A 19,322-nucleotide genomic window follows, 5' to 3' on the forward strand; every position below is an offset into this window, starting at 1 on the left:
GACGTTACGCGACCGCCCCGCGTGCGTCCCCTCCTGTCCCGGGGGTGCAGGTCCGTCCGGCGCCGGCGTCCCGGCGGCGGCCGTGCGGGTGGCGGTCGTCTCGCGCGGGCGGCCGTGTCGGCGCCCGGACGCTGGGGCAAGATGAGGGCATGCCCACCCTGCGTCTCGCCCTGTGCCAGGTGAACCCGACGGTCGGTGACCTGACCGGCAACGCCGAGCTGGTCCGGGTCTGGACCCGCCGCGCCGCCGACACCGGCGCCCAGCTCGTCGCGTTCCCGGAGATGATGCTGACCGGCTACCCGGTCGAGGACCTGGTCTTCCGCCGGTCCTTCGTGGCGGCGTCGAAGGCCGCCGTCGCGCGGCTCGCCGCCGACCTCGCCGCCGACGGTCTGGGCGGCGTGCCGGTCCTGGTGGGCTACCTGGACGCCGACGGTCCACCGCAGGTCAGCGGCGACGCCCAGCCCGGCCGCGGGGCCCGCAACGCGGCGGCGCTGCTGCACGACGGCGGGGTGGTCGCCACCTACTTCAAGCACCACCTGCCCAACTACGGGGTCTTCGACGAGGACCGGTATTTCGTGCCCGGCGACATGCTCACCGTGGTCCGGATCGGCGACGTGGACGTGGCGCTGACGATCTGCGAGGACCTGTGGCAGGCCGGCGGCCCGTTCGCCGCCGCCCGGCAGGCCGGCGTCGGCCTCGTGCTCAACATCAACGGCTCGCCGTACGAGCTGAACAAGGACGACATCCGGCTGCCGCTGGTCCGCCGCCGGGCCGCCGAGGCCGGGGCCACCATCGCGTACGTCAACATGATCGGCGGCCAGGACGAGCTGGTCTTCGAGGGCGACTCGATGATCGTGGGCGCGGACGGCGAGCTGCTCGCCCGGGCCCCGCAGTTCGTCGAGCACCTGCTCGTGCACGACGTGGACCTGCCGGCCGCCGCTCCCGCCCCGAACGACGACGCCGAGCTGGCCGACGGGCTGCGGGTGGTCCGCGCGGCGGTGCGGGGCGACCTGCCCGCTCCGGACGGTCCGGCCGCCACCGGCGGTGTCATGGAAACGGTCGCCGACGAGGCCGAGGTGTGGCACGCGCTGGTGCTCGGACTGCGGGACTACGTCGACAAGAACCGCTTCCCCTCGGTGGTGCTCGGCCTGTCCGGCGGCATCGACTCGGCCGTCGTGGCCGCCCTGGCCGTCGACGCGCTCGGCCCGCAGCGGGTGGTCGGGGTATCGCTGCCCAGCCAGCACTCCTCCGAGCACTCGCGGGAGGACGCCGCCGACCTGGCCAAGCGCACCGGTCTGGACTACCGGGTCGAGCCGATCCAGCCCATGGTGGACACCTTCCTGGCCAACATGTCGCTGTCCGGCGTGGCGGTGGAGAACCTTCAGGCCCGGGTGCGGGGTGTCATCCTCATGGCCCTGTCGAACCAGGAGGGCCACCTGGTGCTGACCACCGGCAACAAGAGTGAGCTGGCAGTCGGCTACTCGACGCTCTACGGCGACTCGGTCGGCGGTTTCAACCCGGTCAAGGACGTGTGGAAGACGCTGATCTGGCGGCTGGCGAAGTGGCGCAACGCGGACGCCACCCGGCGGGGCGAGACGCCGCCGATCCCGGAGAACTCGATCGGCAAGCCCCCGTCCGCCGAGCTGAGCCCCGGGCAGTTGGACAGCGACACCCTGCCCGACTACGACGTGCTGGACCCGATCCTCATCGGCTACGTCGACGGCGACCTGGGCCGCGACGGCCTGGTCGAGTCCGGCCACGACCCGGCCGTGGTCGACCGGGTGCTGCGGATGGTGGATACCGCCGAGTACAAGCGCCGCCAGTCCGCCCCGGGCACGAAGATCTCCATGAAGGCGTTCGGTCGGGACCGGCGGCTCCCCGTCACCAACCGGTGGCGCGAGGACAGCTGACCCGGGAGTGACATCCTCCACTCCGCCCTGCCGTCGCGCCGTCGGGTGGTGCGACGATCGCGGCGGAACCCGGGGACCGCGTACGCGGCCTCGAGGAAGGAGAGAACCATGGTGGAGTCCACCCCGTCCGAGGTGACCGCCCTCTACGGCGGTCCGGCCACCCGACGGGTACGCACCCGCGACCTGATCGCCGCCAAGGAGCGCGGCGAGAAGTGGTCGATGCTCACCTCGTACGACCAGTACACGGCGGCGATCTTCGACCAGGCCGGCATCCCGGCGCTGCTGGTCGGGGACTCGGCCGCCAACAACGTCTTCGGTTACGAGACGACCCTGCCGGTGACCGCCGAGGAGCTGCTGCCCTTGGTCCGCGCGGTGGTCCGGGCGACGAAGCAGGCGCTGATCGTCGGCGACCTGCCGTTCGGCTCCTACGAGGAGGGCCCGACGCAGGCGCTGCGGACCGCGGTGCGGTTCATGAAGGAGGGCGGCTGCCACGCGGTGAAGCTCGAAGGCGGCCGGCGCTGCGCCGACCAGATCGCCGCGATCGTCGGCGCCGGCATCCCGGTGATGGCGCACATCGGCTTCACCCCGCAGAGCGAGCACACCCTGGGCGGGTACCGGGTGCAGGGGCGTGGCGACACCGCCGAGGAGGTGGTCGCCGACGCGCGGGCCGTGGCCGAGGCCGGCGCCTTCGCGGTGGTGCTGGAGATGGTGCCCGGCGAGGTCGCCAAGCGGATCACGCACGAGCTGTCCATCCCGACCGTGGGCATCGGTGCCGGACCGGACACCGACGCGCAGGTGCTGGTCTGGCAGGACATGGCCGGTCTCCGTACCGGGAAGGCACCGCGCTTCGTGAAGCGCTACGCCGACCTGGCCGGCGCGCTGGCCGACGCGACCCGCCGCTTCGCCGACGAGGTACGCGGCGGCGAGTTCCCCGCCGCCGAACACACCTTCTGAGGTGTAAGGAAGGGCCCCCTCTTAACGCCTGGTGTAGAGGAGGGGGCCCTTCTTAACCGCCACCGCCCGGGGCGGTCGCCCCGGGCAGGGGCCGACGCCGTGCCTGGTGGGGGCTGGCGCTCCGTCCGCGAGGGTGTGCCGGCAGATTCTTCCGGTCGCCGCGTTCCCGCCGTGGCGGGACGGGAGCGCAGAGGACCGGGGGAAGCGGCTAACGTACCCGCCCGTGAATCGTTCTCGTTTTCTTCCGGTCATCCTGACCTGCGTCTCCCTGATGGCACTCGCCGCCTGCGGCGCCGAGCAGACCGGCACGACGACCGGAGCAGCGCCGTCGGCCACCGCGCAATCGGCCATCGCGCCGTCCGCCGCCGCGCCGTCCCCGACGCCAGCCTCCCCCTCCGCCGCCGCCGTGCCGACGACGGCCACCGTCAGCGACAAGAAGCTCTGCGAGACGGCGAAGAGGGCCAGCGCCGACATGAAGGAAACCCTCACCGACGCCCTGAAGTCCGGCGAAGCACTGTCGCCGGCCTTGTTCGGGAAGGTCCTGAGCGGACTGGAGAAGAAGATGACCACGGCGGCCACCACCGGCGACCCCGCGAGTCCGGTGACCGCTGCCCTGAACGCGTTCGGCGCGGAGGCCGGCGAAGCGGCGAAGGCCGCGGATCCGGCGACGGCCGCTGCCAACCCCGCCTTCGAGAAGGCCGGCACGGCCCTCTCCACCGCCTGCAGGAAGGCCGGCGTCGCCGTCACCTTCTGACCGCCCCTCCGAACCCCGATCGCCCTCGCTCCGCCCCGCCCCACTCCGCGATCTTGCAGTTGCGGCCTCGTCATGAAGGACGAAAGCCGCAGAACACAGACCCAAAGTGCAAGATCGCGGGAGCGGGAGCGGGGACGGGAGCGGAGGGCGGGAGGCGCCGGCTCAGAGGTCCGTGACGCGGATGCCGGCGTGTGCCTTGTAGCGCTTGTTGATGGCGATCAGGTTGGCGGTGAACGCCTCGATCTGGTGGGCGTTGCGGAGCCGACCGGCGTAGATGCCGCGCATGCCGGGGATGCGGGCGGCCAGCGCGCCGACCACGTCGACCAGTTCCCGGTCCTCGGTGCAGATCAGCACGTCCAGCTCGATCCGGTCGATCTCCGGGTCGGCCAGCAGCGGGGCGCTGACGTGGTTGAACGCGGCGCACACCCGGGAGTCGGGCAGCAGCGCGGCGGCCTGCTGCACGGCGCTGCCCTCCTCGACGCGCAGCGCGTACGGGCCCTGCTTGTCGAAGCCGAGCGGGTTCACGCAGTCGACCACGATCTTGCCGGCCAGGGGCTCGGCGAGCGCGGCGACGGTCGCGGCGTGCCCGTCCCACGGGACGGCGATCACGACGACGTCGCTGCGCCGGGCCACCTCGTCGTTGTCCGCCCCGGTGACCACGACTCCGGCGGGTACCCCGGGGAGGGCCGTGATCTCCTGTGCCGACTGGGCGGCACGCTCGGCGGACCGGGACCCGATCAGCACCGTCTGACCGGCCCGGGCGAACCGGTAGGCGAGACCTCGCCCCTGGTCACCGGTGCCACCGATGATGCCGACGGTGAGCCCGGAAACGTCGGGCAGTGTGCTCGCGTCGTATGCCATGCGCCCATCCTCGCAAAACCGCCGCGCCCGCAGCAGTCTCGGGCGCTGTGACGAACCCCGCCGGGGGTCAGGCCCGTTCGAAGGCGATCGACCGGGTGGACGGGTCGGCGGTGACCAGGCGGACCCGGATCCGCTCCCCCAGTGGCAGGTCGCCCAGGCACCGGGCGCGCACCGGCGGGTCGTCGAGGGCGACCGTGCCGCCGGGACGGCGGCCCGGCTTGGACCGGGGGCCGGGCGGCGCGTCGACGTCCATGACAGCCGCGTCGAAGACCTCCCCGACGCGGTGTTCCAGCAGGACCGCCTCGGCGAGTTCGATCGCGCCGCGGGTGGCCGTCGACGCGGTCCGGTCGGTCGCGGCCATCACCTCCGGCAGCTTCGGCAGCGCCGCCCGGGCCCAGTCGGGCACCGCGCGGCCGGAGTGCAGGGCCAGGCAGACCTCGGTCGCGTACCGGTCGGCCAGGCGCCGCAGCGGCGCCGTGACATGGGCGTACGCGGCCGCGACCCCGCCGTGGGCGGACTGCTCGGGCAGCGTCCCGTCGAAGGCGGTGTACGCCGCCCCGCGCATCAGCTCGGCCGCCTGGTCGATGAAGGCCGCCGCCCGGGGTTGCGCCGGGTCCAGCCCCGCGATGACCGCGCCGGGGCCGGCCCCGTCCGGCCAGTGCACGCCCAGCGGGGCGGCGGCGGCCCGTAGCCGTTGCACCGCCTCCGGATTCGGCGCGGGCATCGTCCGCAGCAGGCCGATCCGGCCGGCGAGCATGATGTCGGCGGCGGCCATGCCGGTCAGCAGGGAGATCTGGGCGTTGTGTTCCTCCATCGGCACCGGGCCACGCAGTACGAGCCGCCAGCCGTCGCCGTCGGGCTCGACGTCCTGCTCGGGCAGCGGCAGGTTGATCGCGCCGCGACGCAGCCCCCGGGCGGTGAGCAGTGCGCCGATCTCCGGCAGCAGGGCGATGGGCTCGGGCAGGCGGCCGGCGTCCGCATCCGCCTGCACCGAGACGTACTCCAGTTGGGCCCGGCTGCGCACCAGCGCCCGCTGGAGGTCCACGGCGACGGTCGCGCCGTCGGCGTCCAGGTCGATCGTCCACACCACGGCGGCCCGGTCGACGTCGGGCAGCAGGCTGGCCGCGCCCTCGCTGAGCGTCCTGGGGTGCAGGGGCAGGGTGCCGTCGGGCAGGTAGATGGTCTGCCCGCGCCGCCAGGTCTCCTCCTCCAGCGGGCCGCCGGGGCGCACGTGGGCGGCGACGTCGGCGATCGCGTACGTCACCCGGAACCCGCCACCCGGGCGGCGCGCGAGATGCATCGCCTGGTCGAGGTCCCGCGACCCGGCCGGGTCGATCGTGACGAACGGGACGTCGGTGCGGTCGACGGCCGGCCGGGGCGACGCGGACGCCGCCTCGTCCGCCTCCCGCTGGGCGGCGGCCGGGAAGCTCTCGGGCAGGTCCATCTCGCGGCGCAGGGAGCCGAAGTCGATGCGGGGGGCGAGGACGCGTCTGATCACCACGCCGCCCATCCTGACAGCGCGGCGCACGATCCGCCCTCCGACGACGCGCCGGTCCTTGGTCGTCGGCGCGCCGCAGGGAAGCGGGTCGGGTCAGCCGGTGGCCTTGCGGGCGGTCGCCCGTACGCTCCGGGGCGGGGTGGCTCGTGCGGCGACCGGCCGGGCCGGGGTCTTCCGGGCGGTGACCTTCTTCGCGGGCGTCTTCGCGGCGACGGTCTTCTTCGCGGGCGCCTTCTTCGCGGTGGCCTTGCGGGCCGTGGCGGTCGACGTCGCCTTCCGCGCCGGGGCCTTCGTGGCGGCGGCCGTGCCGCTGGGACGGGTCGCGGTGGCCTTCCTGGCCGGCGCCTTCTTCGCGGGGGCCTTCTTCGCGGGCGACGTGGTCTTCGCCGTCGAGGTGACCTTGCGGGCGGCCGTGGAGGTCTTCGCGGGGGCCTTCTTCGCCGCGGTGGTCGTCTTCGCGGTCGCCGTCTTCTTCGCCGCTGCCGTCTTCTTCGCCGCCGTCGTCTTCGTCGCGGCGGTCGTCTTCTTCGCGGTGGCCGAGGCCTTCTTCGCCGTGTCGGTGGCCTTCGTCGCGGCCTTCTTGGCGGGCGCGGTGGCCTTCTTCGTGGCCGTCGTCCTCTTGGCTGGGGCCGTCTTCTTCGTCGCCGTCGTCTTCTTCGCCACCGCCGACTTCGCGGCGGCGGCCGTCTTCGCGGTGGTGGTCTTCTTCGCGACGGGGGACTTCTTCGACACGGCACGGCGGGCCGAGCCGGCCGCCTTCGTGGCTGGTTCCCGCTTCGCGCTGACGGAGGTGGACGGGCGGGTCGCGCCCGCGGTCCGCTCCGCCGCGGTGGTCTTCTTCGCGGTGCTGCGCCGGGCGGCCGGGCGGGTGGTGGCCTGCTGTGCTTCGGCCATCTCGGTTCCCTCCTAGGGGCGTGCTTCGCCCTCGCGGAGCACGGAGTACCTCGGCGCGGGCCGTCCCGCGCCGCCTATCTGCCCTCCCCGGCCCAGCGGGCGTCCTCGGCGTCCCATGCCTCGTTGCGCTCCCGCACCTGCTGGAGCGCGTTCTCCGCGTCCGCCGGTGAGTCGTAGGGGCCGAGAACGTGCCGGGCGGGGCACACGTCGGCGTCGGTCTCGACCCGGTGGTGTCGGGTGCACCAGTAGTAGTGGCCACCGCTTCCGCTGTCACTCATGCGATCACTGTGCACCGCGACGCACCCGGACGCCACCGGAACACCGCAAGCGCCGATGATCTCCACAGTAGAGGCGCTGCCGCCGGTAGGGGCGCGAACAGCGAAAACCGACGCTGAGGTGGTGGGCGGTCGCCCCGTCGGCCACCCGGTCGGGCGTGCCGCCGACCCCGCATAGGATCGCCGGATGGCAGTACCGGAGTACATCCGCCGCATGCGCCGGCACATCGGCACGGAGCTGCTCTGGCTCCCGAGCGTCAGCGCCGTCGTCCGCAACGACGCCGGGGATCTGCTGCTCGGGCAGCGGGCCGACGACGGGCGCTGGTCGGTCGTCAGCGGCATCGTCGAGCCGGGTGAGCAGCCGGCCACCGCCGTCGTCCGCGAGGTGCGGGAGGAGACCGGCCTGGAGGTGGAGCCGGCCCGGTTGAGCAGCGTCCTCGCCCATCCGCACACGTACCCCAACGGCGACCGCTGCGAGTTCCTCAACCTCGGCTTCCTCTGCCACCTGGTCGACGGCACGGCCCGCGTGAACGACGACGAGTCGGTGGCCGTCGGGTGGTTCCCGCCGGACGCGCTGCCGACGCTGGACCGACACGCCCGGCTGGTCATCGCGCACGCGCTGGGCATCTCGGAGAAGGTCCTGGAGGCCGGGGAACAGCCACCTGCCCCGGCCGCGCCGGACGCGGCAGGGCCGGCCTGGTTCCTGCCCGCCGGCACCGCCTGGTCCGAGTCACCGGAGGACTGACGTGGACCGCGCCGTTCGGGACTACCTCGCCGCGCTGGTGGACCGGGCCCGCGCGGTGCTCGGCGACGACCTCGTCGGGGCGTACGCGGCCGGTTCGGTGGCGCTGGACGCGTACGAGCCGGGGCGCAGCGACGTCGACGTGGCCCTGGTCTGCGCGGCGGCCCTCGACGACGGGCGCAAGCGGGCCCTGGTGGACGCGCTGCGGCACGAGGCGCAGCCGTGCCCCGCGCGCGGGCTGGAACTGGTCGTCTACCGCCGTGACGTGGCCCGCTCCGGCACCCCGGACCCCGGCTTCGAGGTCGAGCTGAACACCGGAGCCCGGATGCCGTTCCGGGTCACCTGGTCGGCCGGCGAGCGGCCCGTCGAGGACGGCCGCTTCTGGTACGGGCTGGACCGCAGCATCCTGCACCAGGGCGGGTACGCCCTGCTCGGCCCTCCGGCGGCGGAGGCGTTCGCCGACCTGTCCCACACCGACCTGCGGGCCCTGCTGGTCGACGCGTTGCGCTGGTGGCTGGCCCTGCCGCTGCCGCCCGGTGACGGACCGGCCCCCGGGGCCGAGGACGCGGTGCTCGGCGCGGCCCGCTCGCTGGCGCGGGTCCGCCACGGCGTGTGGCTGTCGAAGGTCGACGCCGGCCGGCGGCTGATCGCCGACGGGTGGCCCGCCGACCTGATCGACCGGTCCATCGCGGCGCGGAGGGGCGGGCCGCCGCCGAGCGGTCCGGAGGCCCGCGCCTTCCAGCGCCGCGTCCTGGCCGAGGTCCTGGTCCCCTGACCCCCGGTGCTCAGGGGACCAGGACGGTCGGGGCCGCGGCGGTGAGGTCGGGCTCCCGGCGGCGCCGGGCCGCGCGGATCACCCACGCCAGCGCGTACGGGGTGGTGGCCAGGAAGAACAGCGGCTCGATCAGCACGTCGTCGGTGATCAGGAAGATCTCCCCTTCGGTGGGGCGCGGCAGCCCCAGGGACGAGTTGGTGTAGACGGCGAACAGCCACAGCGGCGCCGAGATCGGATCGATGGTGTCGCCCTGCGGCAGGCCGTCTATGACGCTCTCGGGGCCGGTCGGGACGTTGCCCAGCACGGCGAGCACCACGGCGAGGTCGGCGACGGCCAGCGCGCCGAGCACGCCGGCGACCCACGCCGCCCGGGTACGTCCCCGCTGCGCGAGGGCCGCCACGGCGCGCAGCACCACCGCCAGGGCGGCCAGCCAGAACATCAGCGCGACAGCGGTGTCCAGGGTCTGTTCAGGGGTGTAGCTGAATGCGTACGCGATGAGGAGGCCGGTCGCCGCGAGCGGTGCCGTCACCGCGGCGACCGCGCGCCACCCGCCCGCCGGGCCTCCACTGCGGGCGAGCCGGTCGGCGAGGATGGCCGGCCCGACCGCCGACGCCGCGATCATGGTGCTGGCGATGGGCAGTTGCAGGTCGAGGGCCCAGACGCCCGTCCACGCCAGGGTGTCGAGCAGCCGGTTCGCCACCGTCAGCGCGGCGAGCACGATCGCGGCGCAGGCGGTCGGGGCGAGCAGCAGTGGCAGCGCGGTGCGCAGCAGGCGCCGGCCGAGCGGCGCGCGATCGGTGGGCGGGACACCCGAGCGGCGGGCGGCCAGGCTCGCGGCGAAGAGCAGCATCCGGGCCCGCCGCCCCTCCGACGCCAGGACGTGCAGCTCGGCCTCCCACTCCCGGTGCAGCTCGTCGCGCAGGTCGACCGGCCAGCGGCGGCGGGCGAGCACGAGCAACTGCCCGGCGATCTGGCGGGTCACCATGCCGGTGCCCCGCCCGGCTGGGCGCCGCCGAGGCCCGGCCGGGGGTCCGGTGCGAGGGCCCGCAGCTCGGCGAGCGCCCGCCGGGCCTCGACGACGCCCTCGGCCGTGAGCCGGTAGTAGCGCCGCGCCGGTCGACCCACCGTGGACGGGTCGACCGGCTCCCACTCGGCGGCCAGCCAGCCGGCCGCCCGGAGCCGGTGCAGCACCGGGTAGAGGGTGCCGCTGGGCAGGTCGGTCATCGCCATGAGGTCCAACCCGTAGTGCTCGGTCTCCGGCTGGGCCAGCAGCGCGGCGAGCACCCGCGCGACCGGGATGGTGATCCGCATGGCCGGACTATATCGGAACTCTACATAGGGGTGTGCCCCGATCCGCCTCTCTGGAGCATCAGGTGGGTACCCGCTCGACCGGGATCCACAGCTCGGCGTCCGCGTGCGTGCCGTCGGCCGAGACCCGCGTACGGGAGATCTCCGGCCCGGGCCGACTGCGGTACGGGTTGGACGGGAACCACTGCGTGAACACGTCCCGCCACAGGTGCTGCACCGCGTCCGGGAACGCCCCGGAGGTCTCGAACACCGCCCAGTCACCGGCCGCCACCGGCAGCGCGTCCAGGTCGTCCGGTGCGTCCGCGCCGGTCACCACGCCGTACCAGTAGTCCAGTTCGGTGCCCTCCTCGCGGCTGCCGGTCAGGCCGTCACTGACGTTGACGATGCCCCGCGGTTCCTGGTCGGACAGGGCCTCGATGCGGCCCTTCGTCTCCGCGTCGAGGCTCCGGACGAAACCGACGATCGCCGGGTTCATGCCCTCGTGCACGAGCGGAACCCGCGCCTTCCGGCCGACCAGCCGGAACCCGTCCTTGCGCACGATCCGGTATCGCATGCTGCTGCTCCCTTCGACGACGATGCGGAAGGACATCCGGGGCTGGGAGCGCAGTGCCGCCCCCGTACGCCTCGCTTCTCCCGGACCCACGCCGTGCACGGCCTGGAACGCACGGGCGAACGCCTCGGTGGAGCCGTAGCCGTGGCGGACCGCGACGTCGAGCAGCGTCCGCTCCCCCGCGAGCACCTCCGCGCCCGCGACCGTGAGTCGCCGGCGACGGACGTACTCGGACAGCCCGACGCCGGCCAGCGCGGAGAAGAGCCGCCGGAGGTGGTACTCCGACGTCATGGCGATCCGCGCCAGCTCGGCCACGTCGACCGGCTGGTCGAGGTGCCGCTCGATGTGGTCCATGACCTGGTTGAGCCGCTCCAGCACCCGGGTCTCCTTCCCTGTCGCCGACCACGCTAGGTCGGTCGGAGGGGTCGGCACCCGACATGCCGTGCCCGGTTCGGTCGGGTGCGGCAGCCCGACTCGTCGGTGTCGGCAGGGCCGGTCAGGGCCAGGTGCGGGCCTGCGCGTCGAAGACCTCCGCCGGCGTCTCCTGCGGCAGGACGCAGAGCAGGTGCCCACCTGGGGCCCGCAGCACCCGGCACTCCTGCCATTGCGTCACCTGGGTAGCGCCGAGGGCGATCAGCCGGGCGGTCTCCGCCTCGACGTCGTCGGTCTCGATGTCCAGGTGGAACCGGGGCGCGTCGTCGACCGCCTGCACCGCGGTCACCACCCCCGGCAGGGCGTCGTGCAGGCTCGTGAACTGGGGTTCCGGCGCGTACGTCTCGGCCCGGGCGCCGAGGGCGGCGGACCAGAAGGCCGACGCCTGCGCGGCCTCGTCGGTGGGGGTGTCGATGATCAAGGCGAACACGCGGCTTCGATGCATGCCGGGCAGATTATCGATGGCTTTTCGTCGTCGCGACCCTTCCCGACAACGGAGGTCAGTCGGACGGGTCCGGTTCGCTGCTCTCGACCGGCCTCCGTGACGACTGACGCAGGTGTTCGACGTAGGTCATCGCCACCGTCACCGCGACCGGTACGGCGAGGGCCCACCAGGTGCCGTAGGCGAATCCGAGCACGACGGCCACCGGGATCCCCAGCCCCAATGTCAGGCAGCCCGGCACCACGCCCGGTGGGATGTCCATGTCCTGGTCGGCCCGGGTCGGCGCAACGGCGGACGACGGCATCGCAGGGTGGGGTGCGGGAAGGTCGGCGAATATCCGGAACAGCTCCGCCTGGTTGCTCGCGTGCTGGCACGCCTCCACCCGCCGCTCGAACTCCTCGGCGTCGAGTCGCTTCTCGCTGAGATGGACCTCGAGTGCGAACTCGGCCGCCCGGCGCTCCGGGGTGCCGATGCGGATGTCGGGCGATGGCGCGCTCGGGTCCACGCCATGGTCGTCGGGGCTGGTCACGGCGGGAGCCTAGCGACGAGCCGGCCTACGCGGGGGGCCAGGACCGGCCGGCCCGTCCGCGCAGGGCGATCAGCTGAACACCTCCCGGAAACCCTGCCGCCAGGACGGGTACGCGAGGTTCAGCCCCAACTCGGCCTTGGCCTTGGCGTTGCTGGCGGCGGGGAGCTGGGTGCCGTAGTACACGGCTTGCCCGCCGACCTGTTCCTCGGCCTCCTTCTCGGAGACGCGCCGCGGCTGCGGGGCGCCCAGGATCTCGGCCAGGTACGGCAGCCACTCCGCCTGGGGTGCCGGCTCGTCCCCCACGATGTTGTAGATACCGGGGCTTCCCCTGTCGACCGCCTGCACGGTGGCCGACACCGCGTCGCGGACGTGGACGAACGGATACCGGCCGGCGCCGTCGCCGACGATGGGCAGCTCGCCCGACTGGATCGCGGTCGCCCATTCGCCACCCGGTCCGATCGCGGTGCCTTCGCCGTAGAGAAACCCGTACCGAAGGACGACGCCTTCGATGCCCGGTGTGTCCAGCACCAGGGCCTCGGCAGCGATGTTCGCCTGGATGTGGCTCCGGATCGGCTCCGGCGCTTCCCGGTACAGCGGCGCCGACTCGTCCGTGGGCCCCGATCCGACCGGCTGGGTCATGAAGCTGGCGCTCTGCGCGATCACCCGACGGGTGCCGGCTTCACAAGCCGCCGCGATCAGCGACCTGGTGCCCTCGCTCCGCAGCCGGTTGGTCGTCTCCAGCCACTTCCCGTAGTCCCGGGACGGCGCGGAGAGCGCCGTGATCTGGTTGATGACCACCTCGGGCCCGGCCGCCATGATCGCCTGCCGCACCGCGGCGTCGTCCAGCCCGTTCATCAGGGCCGGCCGCGCCCCGAGTGCCTCCACCACGGAGAAGTTCTCGCTGCGGTGGGTGCTGGCCGTGACCTCGTGACCCAGCTCGACCAGCGCCTCGACGAGGGGCCGACCGACGACCCCGGTTCCTCCCGCCACGAAGATCCGCACCACCGTCTCCCTACTGCCGGGGTCTGCTCGTCGCCGGCTGTCGTCGAGTGACCGTATCGCCGGTTGCCCGCCCGGTGGCGGGACCCGGCCCGCGGTACGCCGAACGGGCGTTCCTCCCCTGGACCACTCCGAGACGGTCAGCGGGCCAGGTCGGCGACGAGGTTGACGGAACCGGCCACGATCACCACACCGAAGACGTACGACAGGACCGCATGGGACAGCACGCTTCCCCGGACCTGCGGGTCGCTGATGGACGTGTCCGACACCTGGTAGGTCATGCCGATGGTGAAGGCGACGTAGGCCAGGTCGCGGTAGGTGGTCCCCCGCTGCTCGGACTGGCCGCCGAAGTCGAACCCCCCGTTCTGCGATCGGAAGTGCAGGTCGGCGTAGCGCAGGGTGAAGACCGTGTTGACGACGGTCCACGACAGCAGGACGGTCAGCATCGCGACGCCGACGAGCAGCACTCGCGTCGACCCGCCCTGCCGGCTGGCGAGACTGAGAGCGAGACCGACACCCAGCAGACTGACGACGCCCGCCGCCACCAGCAGCACTGCGGCGGTCACCCGCGTCTCGTCCTCACGCATGGCGAGCTCCTCCGTGTGGGAGCTGTCCGCTCGGAGGATGACCGGCCAGATGGTGACGAGGAAGGCGAACGCGGCGGCGTCCCAGCCTCCGACGGCGGCCAACTCCCACGCCATGAAGGGCAGGAGCGCGAGCGCGACGACGAGCCCGATGGAGGCGACGATGACGGCTCGCCTCAGGGCAGGGGCGTGCCAACCCAGGCATCGGTGATACCACGTCTCCGGGGGCATTCCGGTCATCGTCCGAGTTTGTCCCACCGCAGCGCGTTGGCGTGCCCATAGCGGCGGCTACCAGCCTCTCGGACGATCTACGCCGGCCGGCGAGGGGACCTGCCCTCACCCACGAAGGAACCGCACGATGGCGTCACGAAGCAGCCGGTCCGGATCGCGAGGCTTCAGGTCAGGGTCGGAGAACGGGGGCCCGGCAACGAGCTCGGCCAGAACGGACGCCAGCCGTTCTCGTTCGGCTCGAAGGCTCGACCAGGCCGAATCGGGTAGCCGCAGCACGTTGGTGAGCAGGTCGCCCGGGTAACAGTCGCCCTCGGCCAACGGATCGCGGAGCAGTACCTGCACCGCGCGAGGCAGCAGGGCGGACACGCCGATGTGCTGTCCGAGCATGATCCGCATGTCCTCGACCGTGAACTCGGTCAGCGGTTGACGTCGCAGCTCGGTACAACGCCTGATGAGCGGGGTGGCGTCCGGACCGGGATCCGGCCAGACCTTCCGCTCAAGCTGCTCGATCGTCGTCACGGCGGTCAGGGTAGTGGTCCGCACCGGACCCCGGGAACGTCACAGCCCGACAGCGGCAGACCCGTTGAGCAGCGGCAGAGAAGGAGTGGGGTCGTCAACGACGGTCTGACCTCGGTATCCGATCTCCTATCCCACGCTCCCACTCCAATTCCCCGTCTTCGACGACGACCTTCACAGGATCCGGCGCACGGGGATAGTTGTAGGGGATTCGGTGAGCCAAGCCGACGGCTCGTCTTTCCAGCAGAGCCAACATCTCCGTGAGCAGATCGTTCAGGCTTGCCCACGTCGAACCGAACGGGCCGTCGACCTTGTCGAACTCGAAAATCCGCCCATACGGTGGCTGCGGCTGAGTATCGAGGACGAGACAGCCACCACACAGATCGCTTCCCAACGCGATCCAGGTCGGGTGCCAGGCATCGCCCCAGATTGAGGCTCTCTGTCGGGTGTCGCGAGCGATCCACGAGCTATCCATCATGTGGTAGCCCGGCGGAAGCAGGATTATGCCGGTGACACCTCGTGCGCCGTCGGAACCGTTGAGGTTCTGGAGCAGCTCCACCAAATCAAGGGGAAGCTCGGTGCCCAATTCTGAAGCGAGCTCAGCCAGTGCCTGGTCATCCGCTGGAGGGTTGAGCTTTTCGAACGTGAGAGGCGCGTTCTTCCGTAACCACTCGGCGATCTGCGTCCATAGGAGAGTGATCGAGTCCGGCATGGCTCACCAACCTAGCGTAGGCAGCCCGCTTCCACCGGCCCCTGCCAGAGGGCCTGGGTTGGGAGCCAGTGGTGGGAGCCACCGGGGTGAACGGGGTCGGACAAGATCGAACCGATCCAGGAATCTACGGATCAGCTTGCGGGTGTTGGGTCACCCCTCTTGCTGGTCGTTGGGAGTTTCCACCCCGAGAGGGCGGCCTTGCACGTTTGGGCCCGCTGCTGAGACCTCTTGTCGGGCCGTGCTGCTGCCAGGCTGATCGAGGTGGGTCAACACATCGGCACTCCCTCCTTCGGTGTCCGCCCCGGGATGCCCCGCGAACGCCCTTGGTGCCGACGGCCTCGATTGCTTGGGCATCTTCTTCTACCGAGCTGCGGGCACCACCTACCTGTGTAGTGGCGCCGGCGGTGCCGCTACCGACTGGCATGCGAACCTTCTCGCCAATCCCGACTTCACCTTCCACCTCAAGAAGGGGATCCGCGCAGATCTGCCTGCACGGGCCACGCCTGTCACCGACCCAGCTGAACGTCAGGCCGTGCTGACGGAGATCGTCGCGGATCTCAATCAGCCCCACGACCCCGGCACCATCCGGCCGACTCGGCTCGAAGACTGGGCTGACAGTCGGCTGATGCGCATCAGCTTCCGCCACCGGCCGTGATCGCGAATCCCTCGACAGATGGCCTGCTCCCAGGGACTGGGGTGTAGTCGCGGCTAGGGCAGCTCTTCGCCAGATGAGGGCTGTAGCTGGCGAAGCGGTCCCAGATGGATGTCGAGGTTTCCAGAGGGAAAGGCTGCCCCGTGCCTCGCTTAGCCGGCTGGGCGCACGATTGATTCGAAAAGCACCGGCGTGAAGCAAGATGACCACACCAACGCGAACACCAGGTCCACGTTGGAAGGCAGGCAGAACCACAGCAGCGGCCCCCGGCGCCGCCTACTGCCGTCCGCCGCCCGGCGCAGCGCCCAATCGAGCTCGTTCCCCGCTGTGACGACGAAGCCCACCCTCGCTCCGCTCGCCACGGCAGCCCCGCCAGCAAACATCACCACCGCAGTAAGCGCGGTGAGCACGACCACCGAGGCGCACCCCGTTCGCCGCCAGCTCCGGTCAGCAACGCGAGGGGAACCTGGCACACCATCCCGCCGATGAGCACGCTCGCCCACCCGAGAACGCGCGCCAAATTGGCCAACTGAGCATCGATCGCCTTCTGTGGGAAGTCACGCGTCCACGAACGTAGCTCCGCCGCAGTCGTCACCTCTTCTCCTGGTGCCAGGTTGCGGTTGAACCAGAAGTAGCGCAGGGGCCGGGAAAGGAGTAGCGGCACATAGCCGCCCAGATCACGCAGTTGGTCAGCCGGCATCATCTCCGACCCCTCTCCCTGCCGTCGGTAGCGCACCGTATCGCCACCTCTCAACTATCGACAAGCACGGCCAGGCCGCGGAGCGGCGCAGGCGCGGACGCGGTGCTTGCGGGTCGTCTTCAGGTGCGGGCACATCTCTTGAAGCGGCAAGCGTCCATCCATCGAGCGGCGGTGTGAGAAGCCATTGCCTCGCGCGGGCCGCGTGCCTGTTGTGTGCCCGACACAGCGGTCAACAGGGGGGCCGCACAGGCACGCAACGTCGCCGGGGATCGACAGTTGGCAGCGATGTCCCGGGTGACGCGGCTACCCGCCGTGCAGGTCAACACGATTCCCAAGCTGGCAGTGTCCAGGCAGACTGTCGGCGGACCGGTGGCAGAGCCGGGTTATTGCAGCGCTGCGATGCCGAGTGCCGTGCCCCGCGCGGTGGCTCGAAGCGCGTGGGGCCACTGGCGTGCCATGCCCCACCGGGGGTTCAAATCCCCTCCGGTCCGCTCTTGGTTCCCGGTGGAGGCGGGTGACTATCTGGGTGACAACCGGGACGGACGCCCATGGACCGTGCCGGACACTGCGGGACCGCTGTAGCAGCTCAGCGGTAGGTCACGCATTCCCACTACCGCAGGGTGGGCCAACCAGCGGCAGCCGCCTCCTCGTGATCTCTCACGGCGTCCCACCTCTTCGAGGCAGGGTGCGTCCGTACTGAATTGCGCAGATGGTGCCGATCACTGGTAGGAACGCCGCGCCCCAGCCGGCTACATGGGCAAGAACCGCTATCGATATGCCGTTTGCAAACAACATTACAAGGAGGTAGAGGGCGAGGCGCCCCTCCAGAAGAGACAAGCGTGGAGTATTGCGGACGAGCGCAAACCGGGTGTGGGCGACGGACGAGTCGACCTGTACGCCGTACTATGAACGTGAGACATGCCCTGAGCAGGCGCTTTGGCCTTTTGACACCCGCTCAGGGCGCCAGGCGCGAGAAGTGTCATCGCCTGCGAGGTCCCTGAGCTGTACTCGCTTCTTGGCCACGTTGTAGGCCCATGCGTAGGTCGAGACCTTGCGATCAACTCCGAAATGCTTGCCGGTTGCCTGCTCTAGAACGACATAGAAATCGTCAAGCACCCGACTCCACGCGAGCCCTTCAAAGTCACTTTCCATCCAACCATAAAGTTCGACCAACTCACGCTTTACCTGCTCAAAGAATGTGCCCGTAGGGCGGACCGGCTCAGGAACCGGATCAGAAATCAGCGCAGGCGCCACTTTATGCATAAGCGCAAGGCGCTTCCCCGCCTCCTTATCGCAGGCATAGTCGATCCAACTCCAAAAGGATTCCGCGTCGATCACATCCGGAGCTTGCCGATGATGCTCCTCACAGAGAGGGGCGAAGTTTCGGACATCATTCGAACCACCCAAGCCGTCCGGTACGGCGTGAGCACGATGGACCGGCGTCGACCAGCATATTATGCAGGCCGCTTCCTCTACCCCGAGATAGTCGGCGATCATCGACAGCGGCGGTCTTGACCGGCGACCGTCTTGGGCCCGCCCCCTAACTCGCATTTCCAGGTTAAGCAACTCGTCCGGCCCCTCGTCGGGGTCTCTGATCTCCAGGACTTCAGGAACATCCTTCCGCTGCACCCTGGAATTTCGAAACGCCCCGAGCGGCGTGTGAACCTCTGTAAGATACGGCATCAATAAGCCGATCAAGAACTCTTTAAGAATTTCGTATGCGTCTCGATCGTAACCGCCTGCGTCGTTTTTGTGACCCTGAACATCCAGGTACAAGTACCGCTTCTTACGGGGTTGCGTTCGAGCAGCGAATGCCACTGTTTCCACCAAACGCTTCGCGCAGCGCTCGAAATTGTCTTCGACACGCATGTCGTAATAAATCGCTATTCCCTTTTGGTCGCGACTTGGGGAATTCTTCTTCTTCCGGCGAGACCGAGACATAGGCGGAGACTACAAGGCACCCCTGACGGTCTAGCGGGCCCAAGCCATGGCGCTCGTTCCTCATTGCCCACGAGCCGCTGAGAAGAGTCTGTCGATCGCGCTACGGGTGCGTTCCTCGCTGGCCGGCATCAGATGGGTGTAGACCCGGAGCGTGAAGCCGGGTTCGGCGTGACCAAGGTACGACGCGAGGGCCTTATGCTCTCCCCCGCGTCGAGCAACGCCGAGGCGTAGAAGTGCCGCAGCGCGTGCATCCCGGTCGCCCGGGTCGGCGTGATGCCGGCCGCGAGCACGGCGGGACGCCAACTCTTGTCGTCGAAGGTGCGCCGGTTGATCGAACCGCGCCGGGTGGTGGTCAACAGCAGCGGCACCGTCACCCGCTCGTCGTCAGCCGGGTTCTCCCACGGCAGGGTGAGCGCCACCGGATCGCAGTCCTCGATGTGCTGCCTCAGCACCAGGGCGACGGAGTCCGGCAGCGGCACCCGACGGTCACGGTCGTTCTTGGGCAGGCCGAAGACGAGCCGGGGGCGGACGAGCTTGACCTGACGTGAGACGTGCACCCAACCCGCGTCAAGGTCGATGTCGTCGACGCCGAGCCCCAGGATCTCCCCCTATCGGAGCCCGCAGCCAGCCGGCCCCCACGGTATCCCGCCGCCGATGAGGACCAAGCGCCCAATGACCTCCTCGCCTTACCCTGACGCGCATGACCGACAGCGTCGAGGCAAGTGAATCTGCGAGCACCGACAGTTGGGTCTTCACCGCGAACGTCCGCCCATTGGTCGAGTCGCTGGCAGTCCTGGTCGACTACGAGGCCGACGACTGGGACTGGGACGCCATCGAGGCAGGGCTGAGCGGTACCGACGCTGAAGACCCACAAGGGTGGTACGACTACCCACTCATCGGGACCACCACGCTCCGTCTGGAGATGGCGAACGACCCCGGGTCCATCGTCACGATGGTTCAGGTGCATCACCCGCCCGACGAGCTACTGACAGCCCGCATCGAAACCATCATGTCGATGCTCTCCCGCTACCAGTTCGTCGCTTAACGATCCCAGGCCACCGCG

General features: G+C 70.7%; 23 protein-coding genes and 1 pseudogene. 9 read left to right on the forward strand and 15 right to left on the reverse strand.

All coding sequences use genetic code 11. The annotated features are described in order from the left end of the window. Window positions 1–149: 149 nt before the first annotated feature. The 3 genes from ACTMSW_RS05730 (at window position 150) to ACTMSW_RS05740 (ending at window position 3,618) form a co-directional block, all read left to right on the forward strand. Complete coding sequence (locus tag ACTMSW_RS05730; protein ID WP_441179371.1) at window positions 150–1,910, forward strand: NAD+ synthase; 1,761 nt, start codon at window positions 150–152, stop codon at window positions 1,908–1,910. A 108-nt stretch (window positions 1,911–2,018) separates the two neighbouring features. Continuing rightward, window positions 2,019–2,864, forward strand: coding sequence for a 3-methyl-2-oxobutanoate hydroxymethyltransferase (gene panB / locus ACTMSW_RS05735; protein ID WP_441179372.1), 846 nt, complete (start codon window positions 2,019–2,021; stop codon window positions 2,862–2,864). A 223-nt stretch (window positions 2,865–3,087) separates the two neighbouring features. After that, window positions 3,088–3,618 (forward strand): hypothetical protein, encoded by a 531-nt coding sequence (locus tag ACTMSW_RS05740; RefSeq protein ID WP_441179373.1) that lies wholly within the window; start codon window positions 3,088–3,090, stop codon window positions 3,616–3,618. Between the two features lie 162 nt (window positions 3,619–3,780). On the opposite strand, the gene npdG is transcribed toward ACTMSW_RS05740, so the two are convergent. Continuing rightward, window positions 3,781–4,479 carry an NADPH-dependent F420 reductase gene (gene npdG / locus ACTMSW_RS05745; RefSeq protein ID WP_396712660.1) on the reverse strand — a complete coding sequence of 233 codons (699 nt, stop codon included), beginning with the start codon at window positions 4,477–4,479 and terminating at the stop codon, window positions 3,781–3,783. A 67-nt stretch (window positions 4,480–4,546) separates the two neighbouring features. After that, window positions 4,547–5,980 carry an RNB domain-containing ribonuclease gene (locus ACTMSW_RS05750; RefSeq protein ID WP_441179374.1) on the reverse strand — a complete coding sequence of 478 codons (1,434 nt, stop codon included), beginning with the start codon at window positions 5,978–5,980 and terminating at the stop codon, window positions 4,547–4,549. Between the two features lie 97 nt (window positions 5,981–6,077). Here ACTMSW_RS05750 and ACTMSW_RS05755 point away from each other — a divergent pair, with 97 nt between their 5' ends. After that, window positions 6,078–6,887 carry a hypothetical protein gene (locus ACTMSW_RS05755; protein ID WP_441179375.1) on the forward strand — a complete coding sequence of 270 codons (810 nt, stop codon included), beginning with the start codon at window positions 6,078–6,080 and terminating at the stop codon, window positions 6,885–6,887. A gap of 58 nt (window positions 6,888–6,945) precedes the next feature. On the opposite strand, the gene ACTMSW_RS05760 is transcribed toward ACTMSW_RS05755, so the two are convergent. Further along, on the reverse strand, window positions 6,946–7,149 hold the full coding sequence (locus ACTMSW_RS05760; RefSeq protein ID WP_441179376.1) for a hypothetical protein: 204 nt from the start codon (window positions 7,147–7,149) through the stop codon (window positions 6,946–6,948). A gap of 184 nt (window positions 7,150–7,333) precedes the next feature. Here ACTMSW_RS05760 and ACTMSW_RS05765 point away from each other — a divergent pair, with 184 nt between their 5' ends. Beyond that, window positions 7,334–7,891, forward strand: coding sequence for an NUDIX hydrolase (locus ACTMSW_RS05765; RefSeq protein WP_441179377.1), 558 nt, complete (start codon window positions 7,334–7,336; stop codon window positions 7,889–7,891). A gap of 1 nt (window position 7,892) precedes the next feature. After that, window positions 7,893–8,663, forward strand: coding sequence for a nucleotidyltransferase domain-containing protein (locus tag ACTMSW_RS05770; RefSeq protein ID WP_441179378.1), 771 nt, complete (start codon window positions 7,893–7,895; stop codon window positions 8,661–8,663). Window positions 8,664–8,673: 10 nt separating this feature from the next. Here the strand turns inward: ACTMSW_RS05770 and ACTMSW_RS05775 are convergent, their stop codons facing one another. The 9 genes from ACTMSW_RS05775 to ACTMSW_RS05815 form a co-directional block, all read right to left on the reverse strand. Continuing rightward, on the reverse strand, window positions 8,674–9,648 hold the full coding sequence (locus tag ACTMSW_RS05775; RefSeq protein ID WP_441179379.1) for a hypothetical protein: 975 nt from the start codon (window positions 9,646–9,648) through the stop codon (window positions 8,674–8,676). Further along, window positions 9,642–9,974 carry a PadR family transcriptional regulator gene (locus ACTMSW_RS05780; RefSeq protein WP_441179380.1) on the reverse strand — a complete coding sequence of 111 codons (333 nt, stop codon included), beginning with the start codon at window positions 9,972–9,974 and terminating at the stop codon, window positions 9,642–9,644. The genes ACTMSW_RS05775 and ACTMSW_RS05780 overlap by 7 nt, the downstream gene beginning before the upstream one ends. Before the next feature lie 58 nt (window positions 9,975–10,032). Then, window positions 10,033–10,899, reverse strand: a complete 867-nt coding sequence (locus ACTMSW_RS05785) for a helix-turn-helix domain-containing protein (protein ID WP_441179381.1) — start codon at window positions 10,897–10,899, stop codon at window positions 10,033–10,035. 118 nt (window positions 10,900–11,017) lie between these two features. Continuing rightward, the gene (locus tag ACTMSW_RS05790) at window positions 11,018–11,398 is read right to left on the reverse strand and encodes a VOC family protein (RefSeq protein ID WP_441179382.1); all 381 of its coding nucleotides are present in this window, start codon (window positions 11,396–11,398) and stop codon (window positions 11,018–11,020) included. Between the two features lie 55 nt (window positions 11,399–11,453). Continuing rightward, on the reverse strand, window positions 11,454–11,924 hold the full coding sequence (locus ACTMSW_RS05795) for a DUF1707 SHOCT-like domain-containing protein (protein WP_441179383.1): 471 nt from the start codon (window positions 11,922–11,924) through the stop codon (window positions 11,454–11,456). 69 nt (window positions 11,925–11,993) lie between these two features. Continuing rightward, window positions 11,994–12,926 carry an NAD-dependent epimerase/dehydratase family protein gene (locus tag ACTMSW_RS05800; RefSeq protein WP_441179384.1) on the reverse strand — a complete coding sequence of 311 codons (933 nt, stop codon included), beginning with the start codon at window positions 12,924–12,926 and terminating at the stop codon, window positions 11,994–11,996. A 137-nt stretch (window positions 12,927–13,063) separates the two neighbouring features. Further along, window positions 13,064–13,747 (reverse strand): DUF1345 domain-containing protein, encoded by a 684-nt coding sequence (locus ACTMSW_RS05805; RefSeq protein WP_441179385.1) that lies wholly within the window; start codon window positions 13,745–13,747, stop codon window positions 13,064–13,066. A gap of 96 nt (window positions 13,748–13,843) precedes the next feature. Then, window positions 13,844–14,257 carry a contact-dependent growth inhibition system immunity protein gene (locus ACTMSW_RS05810; protein WP_441179386.1) on the reverse strand — a complete coding sequence of 138 codons (414 nt, stop codon included), beginning with the start codon at window positions 14,255–14,257 and terminating at the stop codon, window positions 13,844–13,846. A gap of 94 nt (window positions 14,258–14,351) precedes the next feature. Then, window positions 14,352–14,966, reverse strand: coding sequence for an SMI1/KNR4 family protein (locus ACTMSW_RS05815; RefSeq protein ID WP_441179387.1), 615 nt, complete (start codon window positions 14,964–14,966; stop codon window positions 14,352–14,354). Between the two features lie 346 nt (window positions 14,967–15,312). Between ACTMSW_RS05815 and ACTMSW_RS05820 the strand changes: the two genes are divergently transcribed. Then, window positions 15,313–15,621, forward strand: coding sequence for a hypothetical protein (locus ACTMSW_RS05820; protein ID WP_441179388.1), 309 nt, complete (start codon window positions 15,313–15,315; stop codon window positions 15,619–15,621). A 149-nt stretch (window positions 15,622–15,770) separates the two neighbouring features. On the opposite strand, the gene ACTMSW_RS05825 is transcribed toward ACTMSW_RS05820, so the two are convergent. Then, window positions 15,771–16,034: a hypothetical protein gene (locus ACTMSW_RS05825; RefSeq protein WP_441179389.1), complete on the reverse strand. Its 264-nt coding sequence runs from the start codon at window positions 16,032–16,034 to the stop codon at window positions 15,771–15,773. A gap of 647 nt (window positions 16,035–16,681) precedes the next feature. Between ACTMSW_RS05825 and ACTMSW_RS05830 the strand changes: the two are divergent. Beyond that, window positions 16,682–16,809: pseudogene (locus tag ACTMSW_RS05830) on the forward strand. 412 nt (window positions 16,810–17,221) lie between these two features. On the opposite strand, the gene ACTMSW_RS05835 reads toward ACTMSW_RS05830, so the two are convergent. Next, window positions 17,222–18,259 carry an HNH endonuclease signature motif containing protein gene (locus ACTMSW_RS05835; protein WP_441179390.1) on the reverse strand — a complete coding sequence of 346 codons (1,038 nt, stop codon included), beginning with the start codon at window positions 18,257–18,259 and terminating at the stop codon, window positions 17,222–17,224. A 128-nt stretch (window positions 18,260–18,387) separates the two neighbouring features. Then, window positions 18,388–18,816, reverse strand: coding sequence for a hypothetical protein (locus ACTMSW_RS05840; RefSeq protein ID WP_441179391.1), 429 nt, complete (start codon window positions 18,814–18,816; stop codon window positions 18,388–18,390). Between the two features lie 143 nt (window positions 18,817–18,959). Here ACTMSW_RS05840 and ACTMSW_RS05845 point away from each other — a divergent pair, with 143 nt between their 5' ends. After that, complete coding sequence (locus ACTMSW_RS05845) at window positions 18,960–19,304, forward strand: hypothetical protein (protein WP_441179392.1); 345 nt, start codon at window positions 18,960–18,962, stop codon at window positions 19,302–19,304. Window positions 19,305–19,322 lie beyond the last annotated feature (18 nt).

This window comes from Micromonospora sp. BQ11 (assembly GCF_052068135.1).
GTDB lineage: Bacteria > Actinomycetota > Actinomycetes > Mycobacteriales > Micromonosporaceae > Micromonospora.

Coding starts and splice junctions, on each gene's coding strand:
- ACTMSW_RS05805 (WP_441179385.1), bottom strand. CDS start 13,747: ATGACCGGAATGCCCCCGGAGACGTGGTATCACCGATGCCTGGGTTGG.
- ACTMSW_RS05780 (WP_441179380.1), bottom strand. CDS start 9,974: ATGCGGATCACCATCCCGGTCGCGCGGGTGCTCGCCGCGCTGCTGGCC.
- npdG (WP_396712660.1), bottom strand. CDS start 4,479: ATGGCATACGACGCGAGCACACTGCCCGACGTTTCCGGGCTCACCGTC.
- ACTMSW_RS05845 (WP_441179392.1), top strand. CDS start 18,960: ATGACCGACAGCGTCGAGGCAAGTGAATCTGCGAGCACCGACAGTTGG.
- ACTMSW_RS05760 (WP_441179376.1), bottom strand. CDS start 7,149: ATGAGTGACAGCGGAAGCGGTGGCCACTACTACTGGTGCACCCGACAC.
- ACTMSW_RS05835 (WP_441179390.1), bottom strand. CDS start 18,259: ATGTCTCGGTCTCGCCGGAAGAAGAAGAATTCCCCAAGTCGCGACCAA.
- ACTMSW_RS05815 (WP_441179387.1), bottom strand. CDS start 14,966: ATGCCGGACTCGATCACTCTCCTATGGACGCAGATCGCCGAGTGGTTA.
- ACTMSW_RS05765 (WP_441179377.1), top strand. CDS start 7,334: ATGGCAGTACCGGAGTACATCCGCCGCATGCGCCGGCACATCGGCACG.
- ACTMSW_RS05775 (WP_441179379.1), bottom strand. CDS start 9,648: ATGGTGACCCGCCAGATCGCCGGGCAGTTGCTCGTGCTCGCCCGCCGC.
- ACTMSW_RS05790 (WP_441179382.1), bottom strand. CDS start 11,398: ATGCATCGAAGCCGCGTGTTCGCCTTGATCATCGACACCCCCACCGAC.
- ACTMSW_RS05730 (WP_441179371.1), top strand. CDS start 150: ATGCCCACCCTGCGTCTCGCCCTGTGCCAGGTGAACCCGACGGTCGGT.
- panB (WP_441179372.1), top strand. CDS start 2,019: ATGGTGGAGTCCACCCCGTCCGAGGTGACCGCCCTCTACGGCGGTCCG.